The 23203-nt window shown below is 39.3% G+C and carries 20 protein-coding genes, 1 other RNA gene and 1 pseudogene; 7 read left to right on the forward strand and 15 right to left on the reverse strand.

Features of this window, described 5'->3' with window-relative positions; translation table 11 throughout:
- Positions 1-36: 36 nt before the first annotated feature.
- Positions 37-1941 (forward strand): type I DNA topoisomerase, encoded by a 1905-nt coding sequence (gene topA / locus LEPBI_RS05705; protein ID WP_420804596.1) that lies wholly within the window; start codon positions 37-39, stop codon positions 1939-1941.
- On the forward strand, positions 1931-3019 hold the full coding sequence (gene hemH, locus LEPBI_RS05710; protein ID WP_012388161.1) for a ferrochelatase: 1089 nt from the start codon (positions 1931-1933) through the stop codon (positions 3017-3019). Before topA ends, hemH begins: the two co-directional genes overlap by 11 nt.
- On the opposite strand, the gene LEPBI_RS05715 is transcribed toward hemH, so the two are convergent.
- Genes LEPBI_RS05715 through LEPBI_RS05745 form a run of 7 tightly spaced genes read right to left on the reverse strand, consistent with a single transcriptional unit; the run spans position 2990 to position 11206 of the window.
- Positions 2990-4201, reverse strand: coding sequence for a protoporphyrinogen/coproporphyrinogen oxidase (locus LEPBI_RS05715; protein ID WP_012388162.1), 1212 nt, complete (start codon positions 4199-4201; stop codon positions 2990-2992). The two genes, hemH and LEPBI_RS05715, sit on opposite strands and share 30 nt — an antisense overlap.
- Positions 4198-5538, reverse strand: a complete 1341-nt coding sequence (gene hemN, locus LEPBI_RS05720; protein ID WP_012388163.1) for an oxygen-independent coproporphyrinogen III oxidase — start codon at positions 5536-5538, stop codon at positions 4198-4200. The genes LEPBI_RS05715 and hemN overlap by 4 nt, the downstream gene beginning before the upstream one ends.
- Entirely contained in the window at positions 5535-6578 is a 1044-nt protein-coding gene (locus LEPBI_RS05725; protein ID WP_012388164.1) for a uroporphyrinogen decarboxylase family protein, read from the reverse strand. Before LEPBI_RS05725 ends, hemN begins: the two co-directional genes overlap by 4 nt.
- 3 nt (positions 6579-6581) lie before the next feature.
- A complete protein-coding gene (hemL, locus tag LEPBI_RS05730) occupies positions 6582-7859 on the reverse strand; it encodes a glutamate-1-semialdehyde 2,1-aminomutase (protein ID WP_012388165.1) in 1278 nt (425 codons plus the stop codon).
- Entirely contained in the window at positions 7856-8809 is a 954-nt protein-coding gene (gene hemB, locus LEPBI_RS05735; RefSeq protein ID WP_012388166.1) for a porphobilinogen synthase, read from the reverse strand. The genes hemL and hemB overlap by 4 nt, the downstream gene beginning before the upstream one ends.
- Positions 8806-10341 (reverse strand): type 2 periplasmic-binding domain-containing protein, encoded by a 1536-nt coding sequence (locus LEPBI_RS05740; protein ID WP_012388167.1) that lies wholly within the window; start codon positions 10339-10341, stop codon positions 8806-8808. Before LEPBI_RS05740 ends, hemB begins: the two co-directional genes overlap by 4 nt.
- Positions 10334-11206, reverse strand: a complete 873-nt coding sequence (locus LEPBI_RS05745) for a Rossmann-fold NAD(P)-binding domain-containing protein (RefSeq protein WP_012388168.1) — start codon at positions 11204-11206, stop codon at positions 10334-10336. Before LEPBI_RS05745 ends, LEPBI_RS05740 begins: the two co-directional genes overlap by 8 nt.
- Positions 11207-11315: 109 nt before the next feature.
- On the opposite strand from LEPBI_RS05745, the gene msrB reads away from it, so the two are divergent.
- Positions 11316-11696, forward strand: coding sequence for a peptide-methionine (R)-S-oxide reductase MsrB (gene msrB, locus LEPBI_RS05750; RefSeq protein WP_012388169.1), 381 nt, complete (start codon positions 11316-11318; stop codon positions 11694-11696).
- A gap of 40 nt (positions 11697-11736) precedes the next feature.
- Here the strand turns inward: msrB and LEPBI_RS19320 are convergent, their stop codons facing one another.
- Positions 11737-11859: a hypothetical protein gene (locus LEPBI_RS19320; protein ID WP_012388170.1), complete on the reverse strand. Its 123-nt coding sequence runs from the start codon at positions 11857-11859 to the stop codon at positions 11737-11739.
- 133 nt (positions 11860-11992) lie between these two features.
- Positions 11993-12451, reverse strand: a complete 459-nt coding sequence (locus LEPBI_RS05755; RefSeq protein WP_012388171.1) for an LEPBI_I1174 family sigma 54-regulated protein — start codon at positions 12449-12451, stop codon at positions 11993-11995.
- Between the two features lie 105 nt (positions 12452-12556).
- Between LEPBI_RS05755 and rnpB the strand changes: the two genes are divergently transcribed.
- Positions 12557-12905, forward strand: an RNA gene (gene rnpB / locus LEPBI_RS18770) — RNase P RNA component class A.
- A 1151-nt stretch (positions 12906-14056) separates the two neighbouring features.
- Here rnpB and LEPBI_RS19445 read toward each other — a convergent pair.
- Positions 14057-14446, reverse strand: a pseudogene (locus LEPBI_RS19445) (nuclease-related domain-containing protein); the annotation flags it as partial.
- 43 nt (positions 14447-14489) lie between these two features.
- On the opposite strand from LEPBI_RS19445, the gene LEPBI_RS05770 reads away from it, so the two are divergent.
- Positions 14490-15089 (forward strand): LBF_1134 family protein, encoded by a 600-nt coding sequence (locus tag LEPBI_RS05770; protein WP_012476206.1) that lies wholly within the window; start codon positions 14490-14492, stop codon positions 15087-15089.
- A gap of 4 nt (positions 15090-15093) precedes the next feature.
- On the opposite strand, the gene LEPBI_RS05775 is transcribed toward LEPBI_RS05770, so the two are convergent.
- Positions 15094-15687: a precorrin-2 dehydrogenase/sirohydrochlorin ferrochelatase family protein gene (locus LEPBI_RS05775; protein ID WP_012388175.1), complete on the reverse strand. Its 594-nt coding sequence runs from the start codon at positions 15685-15687 to the stop codon at positions 15094-15096.
- Positions 15684-16478 (reverse strand): uroporphyrinogen-III C-methyltransferase, encoded by a 795-nt coding sequence (cobA, locus tag LEPBI_RS05780; protein WP_012476207.1) that lies wholly within the window; start codon positions 16476-16478, stop codon positions 15684-15686. Before cobA ends, LEPBI_RS05775 begins: the two co-directional genes overlap by 4 nt.
- Positions 16479-16642: 164 nt before the next feature.
- Here cobA and LEPBI_RS05785 point away from each other — a divergent pair, with 164 nt between their 5' ends.
- Together LEPBI_RS05785 and LEPBI_RS05790 are read left to right on the forward strand one after the other, a co-directional pair.
- The gene (locus tag LEPBI_RS05785) at positions 16643-18406 is read left to right on the forward strand and encodes a diflavin oxidoreductase (protein WP_012388177.1); all 1764 of its coding nucleotides are present in this window, start codon (positions 16643-16645) and stop codon (positions 18404-18406) included.
- 7 nt (positions 18407-18413) lie between these two features.
- Positions 18414-20081 (forward strand): NADPH-dependent assimilatory sulfite reductase hemoprotein subunit, encoded by a 1668-nt coding sequence (locus LEPBI_RS05790; protein WP_012388178.1) that lies wholly within the window; start codon positions 18414-18416, stop codon positions 20079-20081.
- Positions 20082-20281: 200 nt separating this feature from the next.
- Here LEPBI_RS05790 and LEPBI_RS05795 read toward each other — a convergent pair whose 3' ends face one another.
- The 3 genes from LEPBI_RS05795 to LEPBI_RS05805 are packed head-to-tail and all read right to left on the reverse strand — an operon-like array spanning position 20282 to position 23154.
- The gene (locus LEPBI_RS05795; RefSeq protein ID WP_012388179.1) at positions 20282-21514 is read right to left on the reverse strand and encodes a sulfate adenylyltransferase subunit 1; all 1233 of its coding nucleotides are present in this window, start codon (positions 21512-21514) and stop codon (positions 20282-20284) included.
- Positions 21514-22422: a sulfate adenylyltransferase subunit CysD gene (gene cysD, locus LEPBI_RS05800; RefSeq protein ID WP_012388180.1), complete on the reverse strand. Its 909-nt coding sequence runs from the start codon at positions 22420-22422 to the stop codon at positions 21514-21516. Before cysD ends, LEPBI_RS05795 begins: the two co-directional genes overlap by 1 nt.
- 6 nt (positions 22423-22428) lie before the next feature.
- Positions 22429-23154, reverse strand: coding sequence for a phosphoadenylyl-sulfate reductase (locus LEPBI_RS05805; RefSeq protein WP_012388181.1), 726 nt, complete (start codon positions 23152-23154; stop codon positions 22429-22431).
- Positions 23155-23203: the final 49 nt, after the last annotated feature.

Genomic DNA, 23203 nt, shown 5'->3' on the forward strand with positions numbered 1-23203 from the left:
CTATTAATTGTCGAATCACCTACAAAAGCGGCAACCATCACTTCTTATCTCGGTAAGGATTGGTTGGTTGTTGCAACAAAAGGTCATATCAAAGACCTACCACCCAAATCTTACGGTGTGGATCTTTCTAATCAATTTGAACCTGAATACGAGTGGTTAAAAGGCAAAAAAAGTCTTTTTACAACCATAACCACCAAAGCCAAAAAATGTTCCCTTATTTACATAGCAAGTGACCCTGACAGAGAAGGGGAAATTATCGCCAAACATTGTTTCGATGAACTTTCCAAGTTAAAAAAACCTATTTATCGTTTGCGATTGAAAGAAATCACAAAAGAGGAATTACAGTCGCAAATTCAAAAAAAAATTGGTCTTGATCAACAAGAAATTGAATCACAAATTGCAAGGCGAGTGATAGACCGAATCTTTGGATTTGAAGTATCTCCCGATTTATGGAAACATTTAAAAATTCCATCACTTTCCGCAGGACGGGTCCAATCGACCGTATTACACTGGATTTGTGAAAGGGAAAAAGAAATCCAAAACTTTTCCAAAGAGAATTATTTCCAACTCAAATTGATTGGTACGCTCAATGAGAATCCAATCGAACTCAAATACCAATCCAAAGAAAAACTAAAACAAGAAGAAATACAAACTATCTTAAATGAGATCCAAATATTACCGGATCCGTCCCGATTGAAAAATATAGTTTTATCCAATCTCAAAATTAAAAAAATCAAACGAAACCCTCCGAAAGCATTTTCTACTGCAAGTTTACTCGAATCAAGTTTTCGTGCCCTACAATTTGATTCTAAAAAAACAATGCGACTGGCTCAAAGTTTATTCGAAGGTAAAAAACTTCATGCAGGTGAGACAGTAGGTCTCATCACGTATATGCGTTCGGATAGCACCAGGGTATCGGAATCAAAACAAGACTTAGGTGAGAAGTATCTAAAAGAACATTATCCAAACCTGTTATGGGAAGGGAGTCGTAACCAGGGAAAACAAAAAAAGTTTTCACAGGATGCTCACGAAGCAATCACTCCAATCAACCCAAGTCTTTCGCCAGAACAAATCAAATCGTTTTTAACATTGGATGAATGGAAATTGTATCAATTGATTTGGGAAAGGTTTTTAACCTCACTTTTGAAACCAGAAATTGGAGAAGAGATAGTATATGAATTTCCAATCGGAAAACATATCTTTGAACATTCATTTGAAACGATATCTGATCCCGGATTCAAAAATTTTCCACGTCCCAAAGAGAAACGTGAAAAAATCTCGTTGAATGCAAAAATAGGAGATCTCTTTTTTTATGAATCATACTCAGTTGAGGAAAAAGAAACAGAACCACCACAACGATACACTCAAGGAAAATTGATTCAAAAAATGGAAGACACCGGAGTGGGTCGACCATCGACTTATGCGACTATCCTCGAAACTTTGAAATTGCGAAAGTACATTGTGGAGTACAAAAAAAACATCGGCCCCTCCCAACTTGGTTTGAAGGTGGATTCTTATTTGTTTTTGAATTTTTTTGACTTAATCGGTGAGTCATTTACCAAAGACCTAGAATCAAAATTGGACCAAATCACAGATGAAAAAGCATCACGAGTGAAGCTTGTGGCTAATTTTTATGATCAATTGAAACAAATTCTAAAGTCTCCACGAAAAAAAATGGTAAGTATAGGCAAAGAAAATCAATCCAAAGTCAAATATGATACGGATGAAAAACAGACACTTTCCGAAAAAGTAAAAAATGGCAAAGGGAGTGAGAAGAAAGGTAACACTAAAAATCAGAACCAGAGTCTAACTTATATTGAGAATAAAACTTGCCCCAAATGTTTGGATGGATATGTGAAAACCAAACTAGGGAAAAATGGAAAAACCATTTATTTTTGTTCCCGTTACCCGCACTGTGACTACATCACCTATGATAACTAACAAAGTAAAAACATTGATCCTTGTGAATTTAGGTGGGCCAAGAACTCCATCTGAGATTGAAGTTTTTTTAAGAGATTTATTTTCTGATCCCTTTGTATTTGATTTACCATTACCTGAATTCTTACGCCTTAGACTCGCACGTTTCATTGCCAAAAAAAGAGCTCCCAAAGTGCAAAAATCCTATGAATCAATGGGATTTGGTGGTGGTTCTCCACTTGTGGAGGAGACAGCAAAACAAGCACATGCGCTCGAGTTGGCACTCAATGAAAGAAGTTCGGAACAATGGAATGTAAAGGTAGCCATGGCATGTGGTTATCCCAATATGCGAGATATTGAATTTGGGAAACCCAATCAAGATACCGTCTATCTTCCGTTATACCCTCAGTTTTCTCGTTCAACTGTTCTATCTACACTAGCCATATTGGAAACAAAGTTTGGTGAGTGTCCCGTTGGAAGCGGTGGTTATGTTCCCCATTTTGGATTAGATCCAAACTTCCATTCAATCTCTGCGAAGTTCATTTATGAGTTTTTTACAAACCAACTTCCAAAAGACCAATACTTACATTATCCAGAAGAAAAACCCAATTGTGATTGGAGAAATTTGGATTTAGTATTTTCTGCACACGGAGTTCCCATGCGACTCATCCATAAAGGCGATCGATATATGGAAGAAGTGGAGTTGTCGGTAAAAGGTATCGCAGACGAACTTTCAAAATTTGGGTTCAATGGAGGTGTGCACATATCTTACCAGAGTAAGGTGGGACCAGCTAAATGGACAGAACCAAGCACGATCCAAATGATTTCTTCCTTAGCGAAACAAGGAAAACATATTGCCGTTTATCCCATTAGTTTTGTCAGTGATCATTTAGAAACGTTGGAAGAAATAGGGGAACAATTTAAGGATTTAACTTGGGAAATGGGAGGGAAATCGTTTGTCCGAATTCCAGCCTTAGGAATCTATCCAAGTTTCATTCAATTCCTTGCAGAGAAAGTGATGCATTCTGATCGGAAGATCCAACATTGTATTTGTAGAGAAAAAGGTGGTGAATCACTCCAACATTGTCGATTCAAAGATTGAGCGAAGGCCAATGCCTTTGCGATAGTTCCCGTAAAATTGTATGTCCAATCCTTTTGATTTCCACTCGGTTTCTAATTGATCCAGTGTTTGATTAAAGTCATATAAATTTTTATCATAAGCGGGAAAAACCCCTTCCCAGGTAGTTTTGTAAACAGCCTTCGGTTCTTCGACTTTTCCAGTGATAAGAGCTCTATCTTTTTCTAAGATGGAATACATTTGAAAATCGTTTTCCATACCAGCTAACTTTGGATAAATCCAAGTTTCAGAATTGTCAGAATTCGTGACTCGGCCATCGAAAATATCGGAGTTACACAAAACTCCCAACGCATGAATGCCTTCGTTTTTACCAAACAAAACTCCAAAACATGGTTTTTTGGTAAGTTTCGTTTCACCAAATCGAGTGATAGTGGATATCGTTAGTAAATTTGGTGAAGTGTCTTGTTTTAGTATGGGTTCTAAAATGGGTAATAAATTCTTTAAGGATGTACAAATGCGAACGGCCCCAGTTAAATTTTGTAACTCCTCGACATTTGAAAGCGAGACACCTGTTTTGATATTCATTTTTGGAGAAAGATAATTTACCAAATGGGTGACCAAATCTCCCATTCCATTTGGGAAAGATACTGTGCCGTAAGTTCTTTTTTTGTGTTTTTTAATTTCTTTGAAAATTGTGCTCTGTCCTCTTCCATCCCATTTAGAAAATATGGACTCAGGTTGCAGCTCGGTTAATCTAGTTCCGTAAATTCCACCTAGCGCTGGCTCGATGATATTTTTAGTTACGGAAGAACCAAACATTCGATTTCCCCATTCTTCAAAATTTAAGTTAGGATCAAATTTTAGTTTTTTTAGAAAAATAGAATATAAAAGTTTTGTTCCTGATAAAATGGAAATAGGGAATTGAGATAGTTTTTGATTTGTCCAAAAATACCTACGTTTGGATGCCTTTTTGGGAAAAACAGGACTGAGTCCAATCTCATCTAACATCGATTTGATATCGTCTGTCAAAAGGATTCCGTTGGCCGCAAGTTCTACAAGTCCTTGTTTTTCTTTTTTAGTTCCGATCACACCGCCGAGTGTGTTTTTTTCTTCATAAAGTGTCACCTGATTTCCTTTTTTGACATGGTGGTAGGCGAGAAACAAACCTGTGATGCCACCACCGAAGATATGAATGTCTTCTTTCATATTGCTTTTGAAAATACAGGTTTTGTTGGTTGGCTTAGTTGCAGTTTTTCATCAAATGCCATTGCCACGATTCTTAAAAATGGTTTTCCCGTTTCTGTCACTACAAGAGTATCCTTCTGCCAATTGACCAAATTGTCTTTTTCCATCTCGGTCAAAAATTGTCTCACATGGCTTTGTAAGTCATTCGGTACTTTTACTTCCCAAGATGTCATAAGTTGTAATATCAATTCCTTTCTTAATTGGTCTGAGTTTGTGAGTTTGTGTCCTCTGAGAATGGGTAGGATACCATCCACTAGAGACTTTCGATACTTCATTTCGAGTTTGATATTTTGGAAAAAAAGATTTGGTGTTTCGGAAATGGCAGATGAACCGAGTCCAAGCATGACATCAGTTTTGGAATCACTATACCCCATAAAATTTCTATGTAATTGTTTAGAATGGAATGCCTTCCATAATTTATCATGTGGGAGCGCAAAATGGTCCATTCCAATTTCCCGATACCCTTCCTTTTCTAAAAGGGTTCTTCCCATCTCATATAACTCTCGTTTGAGTGTTGGTTCTGGTAAGTCATTTTCAGTGAATAAACGTTGGGATGCCTTAATCCAAGGTACATGAGCATAAGAATAAAAGGCAATACGATCTGGTTTGAGTTCCAATGTTTTTTCAATCGTGAATTTCATGGAATCTAAGGATTGTTTTGGTAACCCATAAATTAAATCAAAATTAACGGAATCAAATCCAAGTGCTCTTGCTTCTAATGTAATATTTTCAGTGAGTTCAAATGGTTGGATGCGGTTTACAAGCCTCTGAACTTCTGGATCAAAATCTTGGACACCAAGACTTATCCGATGGAAACCAAGTTGTCTTAAAAGTTTTAATTGGGATACTCTAGTTCGTCTTGGATCCACTTCAATGGAATACTGCGGATTTTGGGAAGGAGCCAGTTGATTCAAAATGGATTCGATTGTAGACTGGAGGTTGTAATCAGATAAATAAGTGGGACTACCTCCACCTAAATGTAGTTCGCTGAGTTCTTTTCCTTTGAGAGAAGGGACATTTTTTATGTATAACAGTAATTCCTTTTGAATTGCGCTCACGTATGGTTCTTCGACGGTATGGTTTTTTGTGATGGAAGTGTTACAACCGCAGAATGTACAAAGTGTCTCACAAAAAGGGATATGAAGGTAAACTGCCAATTTAGATTCTTTCGGGAAAAGATATGTTTCGAGGGATTGGATACATTCTTCCGTCGTTGGAGAATCTGTCCAATACGGAACAGTAGGGTAACTTGTGTAACGTGGGGCAGGTGTATCGTATTTTTCTAGCAATTGTTTCATTTAGTAAACACCTTTCTTGTTTCTTCGATTAGGGAGTGGATAGAAGCTTCAGGAGTGAATTGTAAAACTCCATGCCCAAGGCCTGCAACCCAACCAACTCGATCTTTTGGATCCATATCCTTTATCGGTAAAAGATACTCTTTTATTTTGTGTTTGAGAGTCACAGGATCTGCAAATAATAATTCTTGGTCAAAATTCCCTTGGATGAATCCTTTGCCACCAAACTCATGTAAGACGTTTGGAATGGAAAAACGATGGTCAACTCCAAATCCTACTAAATCAGGAATTTTGTGAATCTGGCGTATATGCTCTTCTGTGGAATTTTTAGCATAATATCCAATTTGATTCGGGAACGTTTTTGTAAGTTCGGCAATAGGTTCTGCCACGTATCGGCGAAAATTATTTGGATCAAGCATTCCTGCAGCAGTATCAAACATCATTACTACTTCGGCGCCACCTTGTAATTGTAATTCGATATTTTTTTTGAGTAATGGGAGTAAGATTGTATAGAATTCATCTACAAAGTTTTGATTGGTTTTGATAAACGATAGATTCCCATCATGTTTTCCGATACTGGCATATGTCATAAGTGTAAAAGGTCCACCGACAAAACCAATGAGAGATACATCTTTTGGTAAAACTTCTCGTGTCCGAATCACAGCTTGTTTTTGGAAAACCAATCCTTCGATTGCTTCCTCTACTGGTTTTAGTTTGTTTAGGTCTGTGATCGATGTCAGAGAAAATGATAATTTGGGACCTGGATCATAAGTGAGTCCCATCCCAAGTGCTTCGAGTGGAAAGAGTAAATCTGAGAACAAAATACTCACGTCAAAACCAAATTCTTTGACAGGACCTAAGGCAACCTCAGCAGCAAGTTCTGGTTCTTTACATAACTCCATAAAACTGTATGTTTCTTTGAGTTTACGGTAATGTGAATGATACCTTCCCGCTTGGCGCATAAACCAAATTGGTGGAACATCTTGGGGGACTAATTGAATTGCATTGGCAAATCTTTCGTTATGGTATTTGGTAGTGATCATGGATTAGTCCTTTAATGCCTTTTTGGTTTTTTCGAGGGTGAGGTTTATGATATCGTTTGTATGAGCAGTCGATAAAAATCCAACCTCATATCCACTTGGGGCAAGATACACTCCCTGTTTAAGAAGTTTGTGGAAGAGGGTGGCAAAATTGGATTTATGAGTTCCAGGAATTTGGTCTATTCGGCGGATCGGATTTTCTGTTTTTCCTTTCAGCCAAAACAAACTTCCAAAGGTGACAGCCTCCCAATTGGTATCACCTTTTTCGGATAGAAGGGTTAGAATTCCATCTGTGAGTTGTTTGGTGGCAGATTCTAGAGCAGGGTATGGATTTTCTGTCCAAGCTTTGGTGAGAGTTTTGAGTCCTGCACGCATCCCAATTGGATTAGCAGATAGTGTACCAGCTTGGTAAACTGGCCCACTCGGTGCTACTAAATCCATTAGTTCTCTTTTCCCTGCATAAGCACCCACCGGAAATCCACCTCCTATGATCTTTCCGTAACAGACTAAATCAGGAATGATACCAGTGATCCCAGCCATTCCTTGAAAGGAGACTCTGAAACCCGAAATCACTTCATCAAAAAGAAGTAATACTCCATATTTGGTTGTTAACTCACGACACTTCTTTAAAAATTCTATCCTTTGCGGGAGGAGTCCATAATTGGCGGGGAGTGGTTCGATCGCCAAACAAGCGATATTTGAGCCTTCTCTTTGGAATAATTCTTCCAGTTTTGATTCATCATCTAATGGAAGGACAAGTGTGTTTTGGATGATTTCAGGACCAATCCCTTTACTATCACTTGAACTGAGACCTGCAAGGCCCGATCCGGATTTTACTAAAAGTTGATCCAAGTGACCGTGATAACATCCATCAAATTTTAAAATTTTATTTCGGCCAGTTGCAGCTCTTGCTACCCTTAGAGCACTCATCACAGCTTCAGTTCCTGAATTCACAAATCGAATTTTTTCTACCCAAGGGATTCGTTCTGTGATGAACTCGGCTAGTTCCAGAGAATACGGTTCACAGGCACCGAAAGACCAAGCTTTGTTTACCGTATCTTCGACCACCTCTTGGATTTCAGGATGTCGATGTCCAAATAAAAGTGGACCAAAACTCAAACAATAATCGATGAAATCATTTCCTTCGACTGACTTAAGATAGGCGCCTCTCGCCTCACTAAAAAAAATGGGAGTCCCACCTACTGAGGAGAATGACCTGACAGGACTGTGGACTCCTCCTGGAACCACTTGTTTTGATCTCTGGAATAATGTTTCCGAATTCATGAATACAACCTTTGTGCAATCCTTGCACCATACGTGATTAAAAATGAAGATCCGGCTCTGCGAAACACGTCCCATGTTTCTCTTAAACCATCTTCAAAATTGAGAAAACCTTCTTTTGCTAAGTAAACGAGACTTGCATACTCGCCACTCACTTGGTAAGCACCAGTAGGGAGTCCTGTTTTATCTTTGATAGGACCAATCAAATCAATAGAAGTCATCCCTGGTTTTACCATTAATAAATCCGCACCTTCTTCTTTGTCTCGAATGGAAGTTTGGATTGCAGTTTCTCTGTCTCTAACATCCAATTGGTATCCACTTCTATCACCAAACTGCGGTGAGGAGTCGGCAGCACCACGGAAGGGACCGTAAAAATGACTTTTGAATTTTGTAGAATAACTCATGATGGGAACATGGGAATGGTTGTTTTCATCGAGAATCTTTCTATGTGATGCAACCCTTCCATCCATCATATCACTAGGTGCAATACCGTCAGCACCCGCATCTGCATAAATCAATGCTAGTTCAGACAATCGATTTAATGTTAATTTTAAATCAATGTTACCTTTAGGATGGAAGTGGCAACAATGTCCGGATGTTGTCACTGAGCAGATACAAGTATCTAACCATAAAAACATTTCAGGGAATGTTTTTTTTATGGCACTAATATTTGAATGGTAAAACTCTTTTGAAAAACTGGTGTCCGATTTTTCGTTTGGAACCATAAATAGCAAAAACTGCGAGACACCTGATTTTAAATCAGACTCAATTTGTTTGAAGATGGTTTGGTTCGTATCGCGGTAAACATCTGGTAACCCTTTGATCGGTTCTTTTTCGGTAAGACCTTCCACAAGGAATAAAGGTTGGATCATTTTGTTCACATTTAAGGAACCTGATTCGCTCAGATGACGGAGTGACTTGTGGGAACGTAATCGAAGTGTTTGTTTTTTCATGGTTTGATGTACCTCTCCACCCAAGAATCAAATGACAGGGAAACAAATACTTTGTTTTTGGAACCATTTTCACCTAGTGCGTGTTTGATTTTTCGAAACGTTGATCCAGGTCCAACAAAATGTATGACATTCAAAAGTTCCGGGTATCTTTTGGTGACAATGTCAAATTCAGATCCACTACGCCAGTAAGCGGCTTTGATTTTAGAAGTATCAAATGGGATTGGAATTTCGGGTGCAGAAACAAAATACGTAGGAATCACGGGATAAATACTGGAGTGTTTGTCCGAATCCATATGGCTGAGTTTGACAAATTTTGTTTTTCTACCTAATATGGTATCGATTTCTGGTGGTTCACTCTCTCCAAGACCATCACAGGTTCCATTCACCCAAAAACCACGTAATGCTAAATCTTTCCATGTAGATAACCCTGCTGACCAAAGGATTTGATTACTTGGATTGACTGATAAATCCAAAGGAAAGGCATACCCACGAGAAACAAAAACATCCACATCTTTGGGAATGCTATAAGTTAATCTTTCCCTTTGTCTTGCCGCCATTTTTGCGTTAGGTGGCCATACTTCATCTCTGGAGAAAGAATAATTTGGGCTTTCTGAAAGTTCTTTGGTTTGCAAAATTTGACCATCTTCAGTGATTCCACGTATGAAGCATACCTTACCATACTCTCTATGTAAAACAGTGACTCCAATTTTTTGATGGCAACCACCACCATATCGAGAGAGGATTTCTCTTTCTTCATTTGTAGTCAGATTGGTTTCAGAATCTGAAATCTTTGACAATAAGGTTTCGAGATGTTTGTCTTCTTTTCTGATTTCAGCACATAACGCACCTTGTGCGGGAGCACTTGGGAAGATTGATGAAGGTAATACCATAAAAAGCGATACATTCATGGTATCCTTAATGAGTTGTTGTATTTCTTTCAGTTCTGGTAAAAGTTGGTCGGGGTCTTGGAAGTTTAGGATTCGATCTAAGGCAGCTTTTGCGACTAAAATTCCACCTGATTCGTGATCCAAATATTTACGTAATCTTGTTTGTATGTTTCCCCGAACGGATTCGATTTTGATTTCAAAATTATTGATGGGTGTAGGAAAGTAATTCCTTAAAAATTCTTTGATGTGGTATTCTCTTCTAGGTGAAGAAGTTAAAATGGTAATTTCATTTGGTAAATTGATCCATTTGTTTTTTTTAAAGAGTAAAACATCTCGAACATCTTCCCTTGGTAAAACAGGGATCAGTGTTGTTTCTTTCCTTTCTTTTAAATCCATATCTTTATAGGAATGGATCACGATATCAACTTTGTGGTTTAGTAAATCTTCTTGTAAATCTTTGGTAAAGATCCCTTGTCCACCAAATTGCCAAAGTGGGGTGGTTAGGTCTTTATCACCACTTGATTCTCTGAAAATCGTTTCGAAGTTTAGATCTTTGTTTTTTTCTTTGAGGGCATTCGTAACAGTGTGGATTTGTATGCGAGAGAGTAGGGAGGACCTACCTCCTATTTTGATTGTTTCAGACAAGTAAATCTTCCCATCCATTCATGATATGTAATTGTTCTTCCTCCCGTTCCCGAGTCAGTTCCGTGAGAAAATATTGTAAGTCCATTTTTACATTTTGGATTTGTTCATCCGTTTCTTGTAGATCGTTTAGGATCTGTTTGAGTGGGATGTAATGTTGGTAATTATGGTTTTTTAATGAATCTTCCCTAAAGTCAAGAATAAGTGATGATGATTGTATCATCTCATCCCAGTTAAACGGTAGAAAACTTGATGCAATGACGATTGCTTCGTTTCCTGGCGTATAATCTTCCCAGTGAAAGGTTGTAATGGGGAATGTTTTTTTTAGTTCTTCAAGCCGATGATGATTCCTTCCAATCAATCGTACGTTTTTCTGTTTGGAAACTAAGTAGGGTAAAATGGAATCAACAAGTTTCCCCGTTCCAAGAAGTGTAACTTCTTTATGGTTTTGCAAGTAAGATTCGGTAACACTTCCGTAAGTTTGCCTTCCAATCCCCGTTAAATACTTGGATCGAATTTGTTTAGTATGTTCCAAGATTTGGTCTCGTAACCGTTGTAATGAAATGGCAAAGTTTGAACGTTCAGTGTTTTCTTCACGGAAACGATCTCGAAATTGTGCTTGGATTTCGGATTCTCCAAAAAGTTTGGAACGTAATCCCGAAACCACTTCTAATAAAAAACGATACGCATCATAACCTTGATACAGCTCCCATCCATCCAAAAATCGCTCTGATTTTTCGATCGGATAGATCCGTTTGTCAGAGAATACAAGAGTCCTTTGACAAGTTTGCCAAACTTCTAGGCGAGAATCGTCTAAAGGTTTAGCGATGGGATCAGTGGAATGGAGTAGAATCAGGTTTGACCACATACAATTATTCTATCAAATACATCGTTGTAACTGTCACAAGATTGTCAGTTCCTAAAAAAATAAAATGTGATATTGATACTTAATCTCAATTAGAAAGGCGAAGGAAAGAATGGAAAACAAAAATTGGAAAGAAATCCTCACACCATTACAATACCAAGTGACTCGTGAAAAGGGCACCGAACGGCCGTTTACTGGTGAATACTATGCACACAAAGAAAAAGGAACTTATCTTTGTGTTTGTTGTGGAGAGGCTTTGTTTTCTTCCGAGACGAAATATGAGTCAGGGAGTGGTTGGCCTAGTTATTATGAACCGGTTCGTTCAGATGCAGTGTCCACTGAAACGGATCGATCCCATGGAATGACGAGAACCGAAATCCAGTGCCAAAATTGTGGTGCTCACTTGGGCCATGTGTTCCCAGACGGTCCGAAGCCAACGGGACTCCGATATTGTGTGAACTCCGCTTCTCTCAAATTTCAAAAATCCGAATAAGAGAAAAAAGCATCGAACGTTTTGTACGAAAGTGGTCATCTTACGAACGGGAAAATTCACATCGAAGTAAACTTTCATCAAAGGAAATGTTTCCTTTGATGAATCGTTCCATCTGGTGTAAATTTTCATCACCGGAAATGTTTCCTTTGATGAATCGTTCCATCCGGTGAAAATTTTCATCAACAGAAATATTACCTTTGATGAATCGTTCTATCCGGTGAAAATTTTCATCAACAGAAATATTACCTTTGATGAATCGTTCTATCTGGCGTAAATTTTCATCCTCAAAAGGAATCTTATCGGTTCCCTGGATCTTGTAACCAGGATACTTCTTCGCAAGTTTCCCAGGTACCTGTTCTTTGTTCAGATTTTGTCGATTTGGCGATCACATCGGAACGGACCCCCACACGCCGAACAATTTGATTGGCTAGTGATGAATAATGAAGTGCCTCACAACGATGACCCAATTTTTGTTCTAATTTTGCCATTTGGAAAAGAAGTTGTGCGTTCCCTTCCGATTCTTTCATTCCGATGGATTGTTTGAGTAAAATTGCTTTTTTCAAATCGTCTCTTGCTGCCAAAAGTTCACCTGATTCCATTTTTTGAACGGATCGTGCCTCTAATTCGGCAATGACAAGTGGGATTCGAGAGAGTCGTGTGTGGCTCAGGATCTCATCGACCGATTGGTCAAGGTTTTGGTCTGCCCACAAACCCATGGAAATGATGAAAAAGAGTGCGAAATGGTAAAACTTCATACGTTGGTTCCTTGCCGTTTTCAATTCATTCTACAAGGTGCATAAATTGTGCCAAAGTATCGAAATACTCCTCGACGTGAGAGGATTGGAGGATTCTATGAAGTTGACTCTGGCCGAGCGGTCGCCTTTTTCCTTTCTTCAGAAAGGTTGGGGGAGGAAAGTCCGGACACTAGGGGACAATCGGACCAAGTAATGCTTGGGCTTTTTTTTCCAGAAATGGAAGGAAAGGGACGGAAAGTGCAACAGAAAGGATACCGCCTACGTTAGTAGGTAAGGGTGAAATGGTGGGGTAAGAGCCTACCGCTTTGTTTGTAAGAACAGAGGCAAGGTAAACCCTCCGATGTGCAATCTCAAGTAAACAACCGTTATGAGCCTGTCCCGCCAGGTTGTGGGTAGAGAGCATTAGATAAATGATCGCCTAAAACAGAATCCGGCTTATGGGCCAGAGTCACCTTTTTTTAAAATGGTTTGGATTACCTCTTCTTCGTTCGGCGGATAAAAGACACAGACCAAACTTCTAATTTTTAAAATAGTTTCAGCTAAACTGTTTTTTGTTTCTGTTAGGTGCCAATTTTCAAACCCAATCAATATCCCACATGTTTCTTCCATGCCGGCAAATGCTTTTGTAGAATAATGTCGCATTTCATTTTCCACTAAAAATTGTTTGAGTCCGTTGTTTTGGATGGTTTCTTCAGTGTGATACAAGACAACAATTTCATCGTTTTCTATTTCTAATACCTTTTTGGCATAACCATAACACCAGCGAATTTGATCGGTAAGGTCATCATCAGTTTTGATGAACTGGATATCCGAAAAATGATTTTGCATCGGTGTTTCTGAAAAATCATTGAGTAGACGATTGGCAAAGGATACAATTTCCGGGGAATTTCTAATGTTTCGTTTGATATCCCATACATGTAATGGAATCGATTGTAAATAATCCAAAAATGGAGTAGAAGTGTATTTCAATCGTCTGGAAACAAAAAGTATCCATTCTTTTTCTTCCCAAAAGTATTTGGATAAGTATAAGAAGATGTCTGACTGTGATTTGTCATTTAGGATATCTTCAATTCCGTCCACTATCAAAATATCAATATGATTGTGTTTGATTTCTGAAAAATGGGAGATGAGTTCAATGTTATTTTTTTCAGGTATATTTTTAAGTTCTTCCTTCCAAATTTCGTATAAGGCTTTTGCACCTTGCCATAAAAGAACTTTTTGCCCCTTCCTTGCCTTTTGGAGAGCAATCTCACCGCATAATATTGATTTGCCGGATCCTGGACTTCCAAAAACCAAGTTATGCGGAAATGAATTGATCCCTTCAACCAGTGAAAATTGTTCTTTGGTAAAAAATAATAAATTCTCTTCCTCTTTTTCTTTCTGAGAACGAAATGTCTGGAAAAAGTTTAGATTTTTTTTGATGATTTCATGCGCTTTGACAAGTACAGAATCAGGAAGTGGTTCTCGATTATTTTGATATAAAATAGATTCTAAAACAGAATTTAGGTTTGTTTCGTCACTGACTTCCTTACCACCAAACACGAATAAGTTTTGGTCATTGGGAAGATGGAATTCTTTTCTATCATTTTTTAAAAAGAAAATGGCACTATCATAATATTCTTTTGGGAACAAATCCACAAGTTGGTTGTGATTTTTGAAAAACTCCCGGATGATTTCCCTTTGAGTGGTGACTTGTTCGATTGGATTTTTATATGATTTCCCTTCGACAGGTTCCCATTCGCGACCTCGTACATTATAAAATTCCCATTCCCCTTTTTTTTGCCTCCACTTTCCATTTTTTAATTCAATGGTGATAACCCCATAGGGTGAGACCACAAGGAAGTCAATTTCGCGCATGGGGACATCGGGTGTGATGAGGGTGAGGGAATAATAAATATTGCAGGGAATTGTAATCTCTTTTGCAAATCGGTGGTAATAATGGGATTCAAGCGAGATGTCTCTCGTTTTTCCATGAAACTGTTTCGGATAGATCATTTTTTAGTTCTGTAAACTTCGCTTGGTGTTTATTAATGACGATATGAAACGGATACCACAGACCATATTATTCTGCCTATTGTTTTGTGCCTGCGCCGGTGGGAATATCAAAATAAAGATCAATTCAGACCTTTCAGGAGACTTGGTCATTTACCAAAAAAAAATCACAAAAAAACAGAAGGGAATTTTTTTAGGTTCTGGCCTTAAGGATATAGGGGAAGTGGAGATCACTTTAAAAGAAAGATCTTACCAATTTGGAAACTACACCCAAATGTTACCTCCTGGATTTCGTTTCATTCAATTTACCGAAGACCAAACACTTGAGATCCAACTCGCCATTGACACAAGTAAGGACTCACCATTATTACAAACTCTTGAGATCAATCGAGAGGAAATCGGTTCCATTCTATCTGAAGCAAAATTAAGAGATGACCTTTTGCGATTTAATACCTTGGTTGAATTCATTCAATTTGAAGTTCATTTTCCATTTCCTATCGCGAAGGTTAAATTTTTAGATCCAAGGACTGCGGGTGAGTGGACCGTGCGCTTAGACAATCCCAATAAATTGATCGTGAACCTTCCATTACATTCTGTTTGGGCAGGTGAACACACTTTGACTGTCGTACAAATTTATCCTGAATGAAATTTTAAGGTTTATGAAAGTATTCTGAATTCAGCTTTTGAATGATTGCTTTTAATACCTTTCTTCGCTCTTCTTGGTTGGGGAGTCGTTCTTTTAGGTTTCTCCTCATCATAAAGAGAGTCTCGAGTAGCTCGTGGTCTTCTTCCGGTAGAACCTCTTCGAATAATTTTCGTAAGGTGGCAGAAACTCCGGCAAACATCCCGTCTGTGGATATGGCAAACTGAATGGGTCCCACTGTGACGGTTGAGGAAGAATAAAAATCACAGTTTTTGGGATCGTCCACTGAGTTCACCCAAATCCCCTTCGCTTTGGCCAGGGCTCGAAACTCTTTGTTGGTATTTGGATCACTGGTTGCTAAAAAAATAATATCCCGATGGTTGAGATCTTCTTCTGTGACAGCCCTTGTTTCTACTTTGATTTGAGGGTATTTTTCTAGGAAAGCTTTGACCTCATCACTATAAGTGATGGAGATGAGGTGAAGGTTTGCTGCCGTATGTTCAAGGCCCATCAATTTTTCTAAACAAGCATTACCACCACCAACAACGAGGATGTTCCTTCCTTCCAAATTGAGAAAGATTGGATATTTTTTGACTGTCATAAGGATTCCAAAAAAGAGGAAGCGGAGTGGATCACGTTTTGAATGGTTTTTGTATTTTCCAAAAGGGGACGAAGTGCTTCTCCCACATACAAAATCCCTGGACCTTTTGTTTGTTTTCCCATTCCCTCTAACATCGTATTGGCGAGAGTGGAGACTGTATATGTGGCATTGGGATTTCCGGCATTTTCTAAAAGGACAATGGGGGTAGTTGGGAGGACACCTTTTTGGATGAGTCTTTCGGAAAGTTCCTTGGTTTTTTGGCTTCCCATTAGGATCGCAATGGTCCCTGGAAAATTTTCCATTCCCATCCAACTGCGTTCATCTTCCAAAATGGTATGCCCATCCAGGATGATGATTTGGCGAGAAAGTCCGCGCACGGTAAGCGAGAGACCAAGGTCTGCAGCACCTGCTGTCACGGAGCTTACTCCTGGTATCACTTCATAAGGAATCCCAGCGGCTTCTAAGCTTTGGATTTCTTCTGACAAACGACCAAAGATCGAAGCGTCACCACCTTTGAGGCGGACCACTTTTTTTCCCTGATGGGCAAACTCGACGAGGAGAGCATTGATTTCTGTTTGGGTGCGGTAGTGTTCTTTGGCTCGTTTGCCCACGTAAAGGATTTGGGCAGACTCAGGGAAGATCTCTAAAAAACTGGGATCGAGTAAGGCGTCATACAGAATCACCTCTGCTCTTTCAATGCGAGATTTTCCACGGAGGGTCAGTAGGTCAACGGGGCCTGGACCACCGCTCACGAAACTCACAAAACCCTGTTCTGTCTTATTGGAGGACATATCTGTTATACCTTGCAATCCTGCTAGAAATAGTCAAGTGATTGGCCAATAATTTCTACAAAATCTCCATTTTTTTGGTTTACTCGTCTCGAACCCCAGGAAAAGATTCAATTTATAAGACTTTTTGGATGTTTTACTGGAATCCAACACAAGCATAGGTTTTTATGTTATCCGATGAGAAACGCAATCGATTTTTACAATTACTGAAAGAATCCACAAAAGATGAATGGGTGTGGATGTCGGGTTACCTATCAGCGCTCACCCAAGCAAGCATTGGGGGGAGTGTGGATGTTTCCTTGAATGCCCCGGTGAGTATTTCCTCAAATGACCCTTCACATGGGAATTTGAAAGCCGCGCCCATCCAGTGCACTGTTGTGTATGGAACAGAAACTGGGAATTCGAAAAAACTGGCTACAGAACTTGTCAAAAAACTAAAAGAACTCGGTGTCCAAGCAAAACTAAAAAGTACTGACACGTATAAGGCAAAAGACCTAAAAGAAGAAGAGTATTTGTTTGTGATCGTATCCACACATGGGGACGGCGAACCGCCTCAAGCCGCAAAACCCTTCATTCAAATTTTATCAGATGCAAAAGATTCTTTGTCAAAAATGAAGTTCGCCGTGCTTGGATTAGGTGATACTAGTTACCCACTGTTTTGCCAAACAGGAATTGATGTGGATTCAATGTTGGAAAAATTAGGGGCTGAACGTATCCACGATCTTGGAAAATGTGACGTAGATTTTGAACTGGTATCAAAACCATGGATAACAGATCTCATTTCTAAACTCAATGCTATATCCAAAACGGCAACCACACAAGTCTCTAAACAAACTCAAACGACAGCGTCCAAACCTAATTCAGGTGGAAAAGTAGTATATGAAGGTACAATTGTCACAAATCTTGTGTTAAACGATATTGGGGCAACAAAATCCACTCGTCATATTGAAATCAAAAGCTCTCTTCCTGTTGATTATTTACCAGGTGATAGCGCTGGATTTTTAGCATACAACCGCGAAGATGAAGTGAATCGAATTTTGGGATTATTACAAACAGACAGAGAAACAAGGGTCACCTACAAAGGGGAAACTTGGATGTTGTACGATTTACTTCGCAAAAAAGTATCCATTCGTTTTTTACCTGACCGAGTGATCCAAAAGTATGTATCACTTTCTAAAAAAGAAATTCCTTCTGGTAAATTGGATTTAGATGTATTATTGACACTGTATCCAAGTGATACAAAGCTCGAGATTCAATCGATCGTTGATATTTTGGAACCGATAGTTCCAAGGTATTATTCCATTGCATCTAGTCCATCGGCACATGGAGAAGAGGAAGTCCACCTAACGGTAGCTGAGGTGGAAATCGAAACCTTCACAGGTATCAAAACAGGTTTTTGTTCTGGGTTTCTTTCTTCATTAAAAGAAGGAGATACAGTTCCATTTTTCATTCAAAAAAATAATTCCTTTCGCCTTCCTAGTCCCGATACTGATATCATCATGATTGGGCCAGGAACAGGCATTGCTCCATTTCGCAGTTTTTTATTTGAAAGGGAACAGTCTGGTGGGAATGGGAAAAATTGGTTATTTTTTGGGGAAAGAAATTTTGTCTCTGATTTTTATTACCAAACAGAACTTCTCGAGCTAATGGACACAGGTGTACTTCATAAATTGAATACAGCATTTTCTCGTGATACAAAAGAGAAAGTTTATGTCCAAGACCGAATGGGTGAAAATGCAGAAGAACTTTTGAAATGGATTCAAAATGGTGCTGTCATTTATCTATGTGGGTCAAAGGATCCTATGAGTAAAGACGTAGATCGTAAGTTAATTGAAATTTTATCGGAAAGAACTTTTGATACTGGAAAAGAAGCTTCTGATTATCTAAAAGAATTGGAAGAAAACGGCCGTTACATCAAGGACGTTTACTGAGGAACCCATGGCAGAAACTAAAAAAGAAACTCTCGCAGAAAAAGTAAAAAGACTAAGCCGGGGCCTTCGAGGATCACTCGTCGATAGTTTAAAGGATGAACATACTGGTTCTTTACGTTCTGATGACCAACTTTTACTTAAGTTTCATGGAATGTACCAACAAGATGATCGGGATCGAAGAGATGAACGTGCTCTTAAAAAATTAGAACGTCTATATTCCTTTATGATTCGCTTGAGGATTCCTGGTGGAATGATTGGCCCTGTACACTGGGAAGCCTTACATAATGTAGCTGGTGAAAATTCCACTGGAACGATCAAAATCACCACAAGACAAACCGTCCAACTCCATGGTATTTTAAAATCCAAAATCAAACCAACCATCAAAGCATTTGATTCTGTATTTTTGGATTCCATCGCGGCTTGTGGAGATGTCAATCGTAATGTTACATGTACTTCGAATCCAGCGGCAAGCCCCCTCCACAAAGAGGTGTTTGGTTATGCAGGGGAAATCAGTCGTTCCTTACTTCCCAAAACGAGAGCGTATTACGAAATTTGGTTAGATGAAAATCTTTTAGCAGAAAAAGAAGAACCAGAAGATCCTTTGTATAAGGATGTTTACCTTCCTCGTAAATTCAAAATCGCCATCGCGATCCCGCCGTATAACGATGTGGATCTTTTTACAAACGACATTGGTCTCATCGCCATCATAGAAAATGGACAATTATTGGGATTCAATGTAGCAGTGGGGGGAGGACTTGGAACAACTCATGGGAATCCCGATACTTATCCTAGGGTTGGAACTGTATTTGGTTTTATTCCTAAAAAAGACATATTACGTGTTGTTTACGAGATTGTCACTGTCCAAAGAGATTTTGGAAACAGAGAAGACCGCAAATTGTCTCGATTGAAATACACATTGGACCGGTTAGGTGTTGAGTTTTACAAACGTGAAGTTGAAAAACGTGCAGGTATTAGTTTTGAGTCAGCAAAAGATTTTCAATTCACAACAAGGTCTGATGATTTTGGATGGAAACAAGATGCGGCAGGAAACTGGCATTATACCGTATTTGTTGAAAATGGAAGGGTCTGTGACGAACATGGGTATAATCTAAAAACAGCTCTTCTTGAAGTTTCCAAAACAAGACGTGCAACATTTCGTTTCACTTGTAACCAAAACTTGATTTTGTCCGATATCTTTCCAAAGGACAAGGATCTCATTGAATCGATTCTTGTAAAATTTGGAGTCCATCGAAAGACTGCTGAGGTATCTCCTATCCGTAAAAATTCCATTGCTTGTGTTGCGTTAAACACTTGTTCATTGGCGCTTGCGGAAGCACAAAGATACCTGCCAAGCCTCATTGATAAAATCGAACCAATCCTTTCCAAACATGGGCTATCAGAGGAACCAATTTCCATTCGGATGACAGGTTGCCCCAATGGATGTGCAAGGCCTTATATCTCCGAAATTGGACTTGTGGGAACATCCTACGGTAAATACAATTTACACGTAGGTGCCGACGCAGAAGGATACCGTCTCAATAAAAAGTACAAAGAAGATTTGGATGAGTCGGCAATCTTACAAGAATTAGATGGTCTATTTGGAAAATTTTCAAAGGATCGAAAAGGTAAGGAATCCTTTGGAGATTATATCAATCGGATTGGGATTTTGAAATAAGAATCGAAACCAAACGAAACCAATGGTTCAAGGATATTGGATCATTGGATGTATTTTTTTCATAAAATTTCCCACCATAAAACAGCGTATACCTATCCAACAAAGTGCAGATCACAAATTAATTGATTTCGAACTCCTTTCGATTGATTTTACTAAACGAGTTAAATCGAAAATCAATTTCGATTTTGGAAGCCATCTCTCTACAATAACATTCCTGCCGCAACGGTTTGGTTGGTTCCTTCATCGACTAAGATAAAACTCCCTGTGCCCCTAATTTTGGAATACGGATCGTAAGCGACAGGTTTTGCCGTCCGAATGGTTACTTTTCCAATTTCATTCAAACCAAGACTCGTTTGTTCTTTTTTTTCGTGAGTGCTTGTTTCCACTCTAAATTCCAAAGAACGGATGGATGCCTTCACTGCGTTTGTCGTTTGGCGGAGTAAATATTTGGATCCTGGAGTGAGGACTTTTTGGTCCATCCAACAAATATATGCTTCCAAATCTTGGGAAATTTTGGGTTCTTTACCCGTGACAACAAGCATATCTCCTCGGCTCACATCAATCTCATCTTCCAATCGAATGGTAATAGACATTGGTGCATAGGCTGTTGTGAGTGGCCCATCAAAACTATCGATGGCTTTGATTTTGGAAGTGAGTCCACTTGGTAGGACTGTGATGGAATCACCCACAGTAAAATGGCCACTTCTGATTTGTCCCGCATAACCTCTGTAATCATGGTATTCTGTTGTTTGTGGACGAATTACATTTTGGACTGGGAATCGCGGAGCAGGGGATTCTTCTTCCGTATGGATCTCAATTTCCTCCAAAAAGTGAAGTAAGGATTTTCCTTTCCACCATGGCATAGATGGGGATGTATCCACAACATTGTCTCCATTTAAAGCGGAGATGGGAAGGAAGTGAATGGATTTTAAATCCAAATCTTTTGCAAATTCCAAATATTGTTGTTTGATATTCAAAAACACTTCTTCAGAAAAATCCACCAAATCCATTTTGTTCACGCAAACGACCACATATGGGAGTCGTAATAAAGAAACGATGTATGAATGTCTGTAAGTTTGTTCGATCACTCCCTTTCTTGCATCAATGAGGATGATGGCAAGGTCTGAATTGGAGGCACCTGTCACCATATTCCTTGTGTATTGGACATGGCCTGGTGCATCTGCGATGATGAACTTACGTTTAGGAGTCGAAAAGTATTTGTACGCGACATCGATTGTGATGCCTTGTTCTCTTTCTGCTTTGAGACCATCGGTGAGTAGGGCTAAATTGATTTGTCCATTCACTTGGCCTGCTCTTTCGATCGCTTCCATCTGGTCTTGGAAAATGGACTTACTATCGTATAACAAACGTCCGATGAGAGTTGATTTCCCATCGTCCACACTTCCTGCTGTGATAAATCGTAAAATATCCATTAAAAATACCCACCTTTTTTTCTATCTTCCATTGCAGCTTCCGATCGTTTGTCATCCAATCGAGAACCTCTTTCCGTTGTACGGGAAATTTGGATCTCACGAATGATGTCATCCACAGAGTTTGCTTCCGATTCCACTGCTGCAGTGCAAGTCATATCGCCAACAGTACGAAACCGAACAGTCCTTGTTTCCACCTTGTCGGTATTGTCTAAGCTGATAAATTTTGAGACAGGGAAGACCAAATCTTCTCTCCAAACAATTTCACGCTTATGAGAAAAATACAAGGAAGGTAGTCCAATATTTTCTTTTCGGATGTATTCCCAAACATCTAGTTCTGTCCAGTTACTGATCGGAAAAACTCTTACGTTTTCGCCGACATGGATTTTTCCATTATAAATATTCCAAAGTTCAGGACGTTGGAGTTTTGGATCCCATGATCCAAACTCATCTCTGACTGAAAAAATTCGTTCTTTGGCTCTTGCTTTTTCTTCATCCCGACGCGCCCCACCAATACAGGCATCAAATTTAAATTCGGCGATCGTATCAAGGAGAGTCACAGCTTGGATGGCATTACGACTTGGAAATTTACCTTTTTCTTCGACGGCTTTCCCTTGGTCGATTGAATCTTGCACATAACGTACAATTAATTTTTCACCGATTGTATCTGCCAGTTCATCTCGGAATTTCAGCGCCTCATCAAAGTTATGCCCAGTATCAATATGAACGAGTGGGAAAGGAAATTTACCTGGTCGAAAGGCTTTGAGTGCTAAATGCACCAAACAAATCGAATCTTTACCACCTGAGAATAATAATGCGGGTCTTTCGAATTGGGCAGCTACTTCCCGTAAGATATAAATTGCTTCTGATTCTAATTGGTCTAAATGTGAAAGTCGATGTGTGTTTGTCATGGCCTGTTATCCTTTTTTCGGTGTGAGTTTTCCATCTACCCAATGCAAACCACACTCTTTCTTAGATTCTTGTTCCCACCACCACCTTCCCGCACGAAAGTCTTCGCCCGGTTCGATGGCTCGTGTGCATGGTGCACAACCGATGCTTGGGAATCCTTTGTCATGCAAAAGATTATAAGGTACATTGTGTTCGCGGATGTACTTCCAAGTATCTTCAAAACTCCAATGGAGTAGGGGTTGGTATTTGATTAAATTTCGTGCTGGATCGGATTCGAATAAAGACATCTCTGTCCGAAATCCGGATTGGTCTTTTCTAAGGCCAGTCACCCAAACTTCCATCCCAGTGAGTAAGGAATCAAGAGGGACTAGTTTTCGGATCCGACAACATTCTTTTCTTAGGTCTTGCGAATCGTAAAATGCATTGGGGCCGTTTGTATCCACAAAATTTTGGATCTCTTTTGTATTGGGAAAATGGGTTTCAATATTTGCCCCATAACGAATGTTTGTTTTTTGCCAAACATCATAGGTTTCTTGGAAAAGCCGTCCAGTATCCAAAGTGGCGATGCGGATGGGGATTTGTTCGGATAGGATGGCATGGGTGATGGCTTGGTCTTCGAGTCCGAAACTTGTGGTGAAGACCACTTTGCCCGGGAATTCGGAGCTCAATTGGCGTAAACCATCCACAAGCGAGCGGTTGGCATAAGATTCTGTCAAAACTTCCAAATTTCCCATATTTTCCCCGTCCTAGCATCCAATGTTTTGTATATTGGACGATTTGTAA

Source organism: Leptospira biflexa serovar Patoc strain 'Patoc 1 (Paris)' (genome assembly GCF_000017685.1).
Classification (GTDB): Bacteria; Spirochaetota; Leptospiria; order Leptospirales; family Leptospiraceae; genus Leptospira_A; species Leptospira_A biflexa.

Bases quoted from the DNA above. Each gene is read 5' to 3' on its own strand.
- hemH (WP_012388161.1), top strand. From the start codon at position 1,931: ATGATAACTAACAAAGTAAAAACATTGATCCTTGTGAATTTAGGTGGG.
- LEPBI_RS05715 (WP_012388162.1), bottom strand. From the start codon at position 4,201: ATGAAAGAAGACATTCATATCTTCGGTGGTGGCATCACAGGTTTGTTT.
- hemN (WP_012388163.1), bottom strand. From the start codon at position 5,538: ATGAAACAATTGCTAGAAAAATACGATACACCTGCCCCACGTTACACA.
- LEPBI_RS05725 (WP_012388164.1), bottom strand. From the start codon at position 6,578: ATGATCACTACCAAATACCATAACGAAAGATTTGCCAATGCAATTCAA.
- hemL (WP_012388165.1), bottom strand. From the start codon at position 7,859: ATGAATTCGGAAACATTATTCCAGAGATCAAAACAAGTGGTTCCAGGA.
- hemB (WP_012388166.1), bottom strand. From the start codon at position 8,809: ATGAAAAAACAAACACTTCGATTACGTTCCCACAAGTCACTCCGTCAT.
- LEPBI_RS05745 (WP_012388168.1), bottom strand. From the start codon at position 11,206: ATGTGGTCAAACCTGATTCTACTCCATTCCACTGATCCCATCGCTAAA.
- msrB (WP_012388169.1), top strand. From the start codon at position 11,316: ATGGAAAACAAAAATTGGAAAGAAATCCTCACACCATTACAATACCAA.
- LEPBI_RS19320 (WP_012388170.1), bottom strand. From the start codon at position 11,859: ATGGAACGATTCATCAAAGGAAACATTTCCGGTGATGAAAATTTACAC.
- LEPBI_RS05755 (WP_012388171.1), bottom strand. From the start codon at position 12,451: ATGAAGTTTTACCATTTCGCACTCTTTTTCATCATTTCCATGGGTTTG.
- LEPBI_RS05770 (WP_012476206.1), top strand. From the start codon at position 14,490: ATGAAACGGATACCACAGACCATATTATTCTGCCTATTGTTTTGTGCC.
- LEPBI_RS05775 (WP_012388175.1), bottom strand. From the start codon at position 15,687: ATGACAGTCAAAAAATATCCAATCTTTCTCAATTTGGAAGGAAGGAAC.
- cobA (WP_012476207.1), bottom strand. From the start codon at position 16,478: ATGTCCTCCAATAAGACAGAACAGGGTTTTGTGAGTTTCGTGAGCGGT.
- LEPBI_RS05785 (WP_012388177.1), top strand. From the start codon at position 16,643: ATGTTATCCGATGAGAAACGCAATCGATTTTTACAATTACTGAAAGAA.
- LEPBI_RS05790 (WP_012388178.1), top strand. From the start codon at position 18,414: ATGGCAGAAACTAAAAAAGAAACTCTCGCAGAAAAAGTAAAAAGACTA.
- LEPBI_RS05795 (WP_012388179.1), bottom strand. From the start codon at position 21,514: ATGGATATTTTACGATTTATCACAGCAGGAAGTGTGGACGATGGGAAA.
- cysD (WP_012388180.1), bottom strand. From the start codon at position 22,422: ATGACAAACACACATCGACTTTCACATTTAGACCAATTAGAATCAGAA.
- LEPBI_RS05805 (WP_012388181.1), bottom strand. From the start codon at position 23,154: ATGGGAAATTTGGAAGTTTTGACAGAATCTTATGCCAACCGCTCGCTT.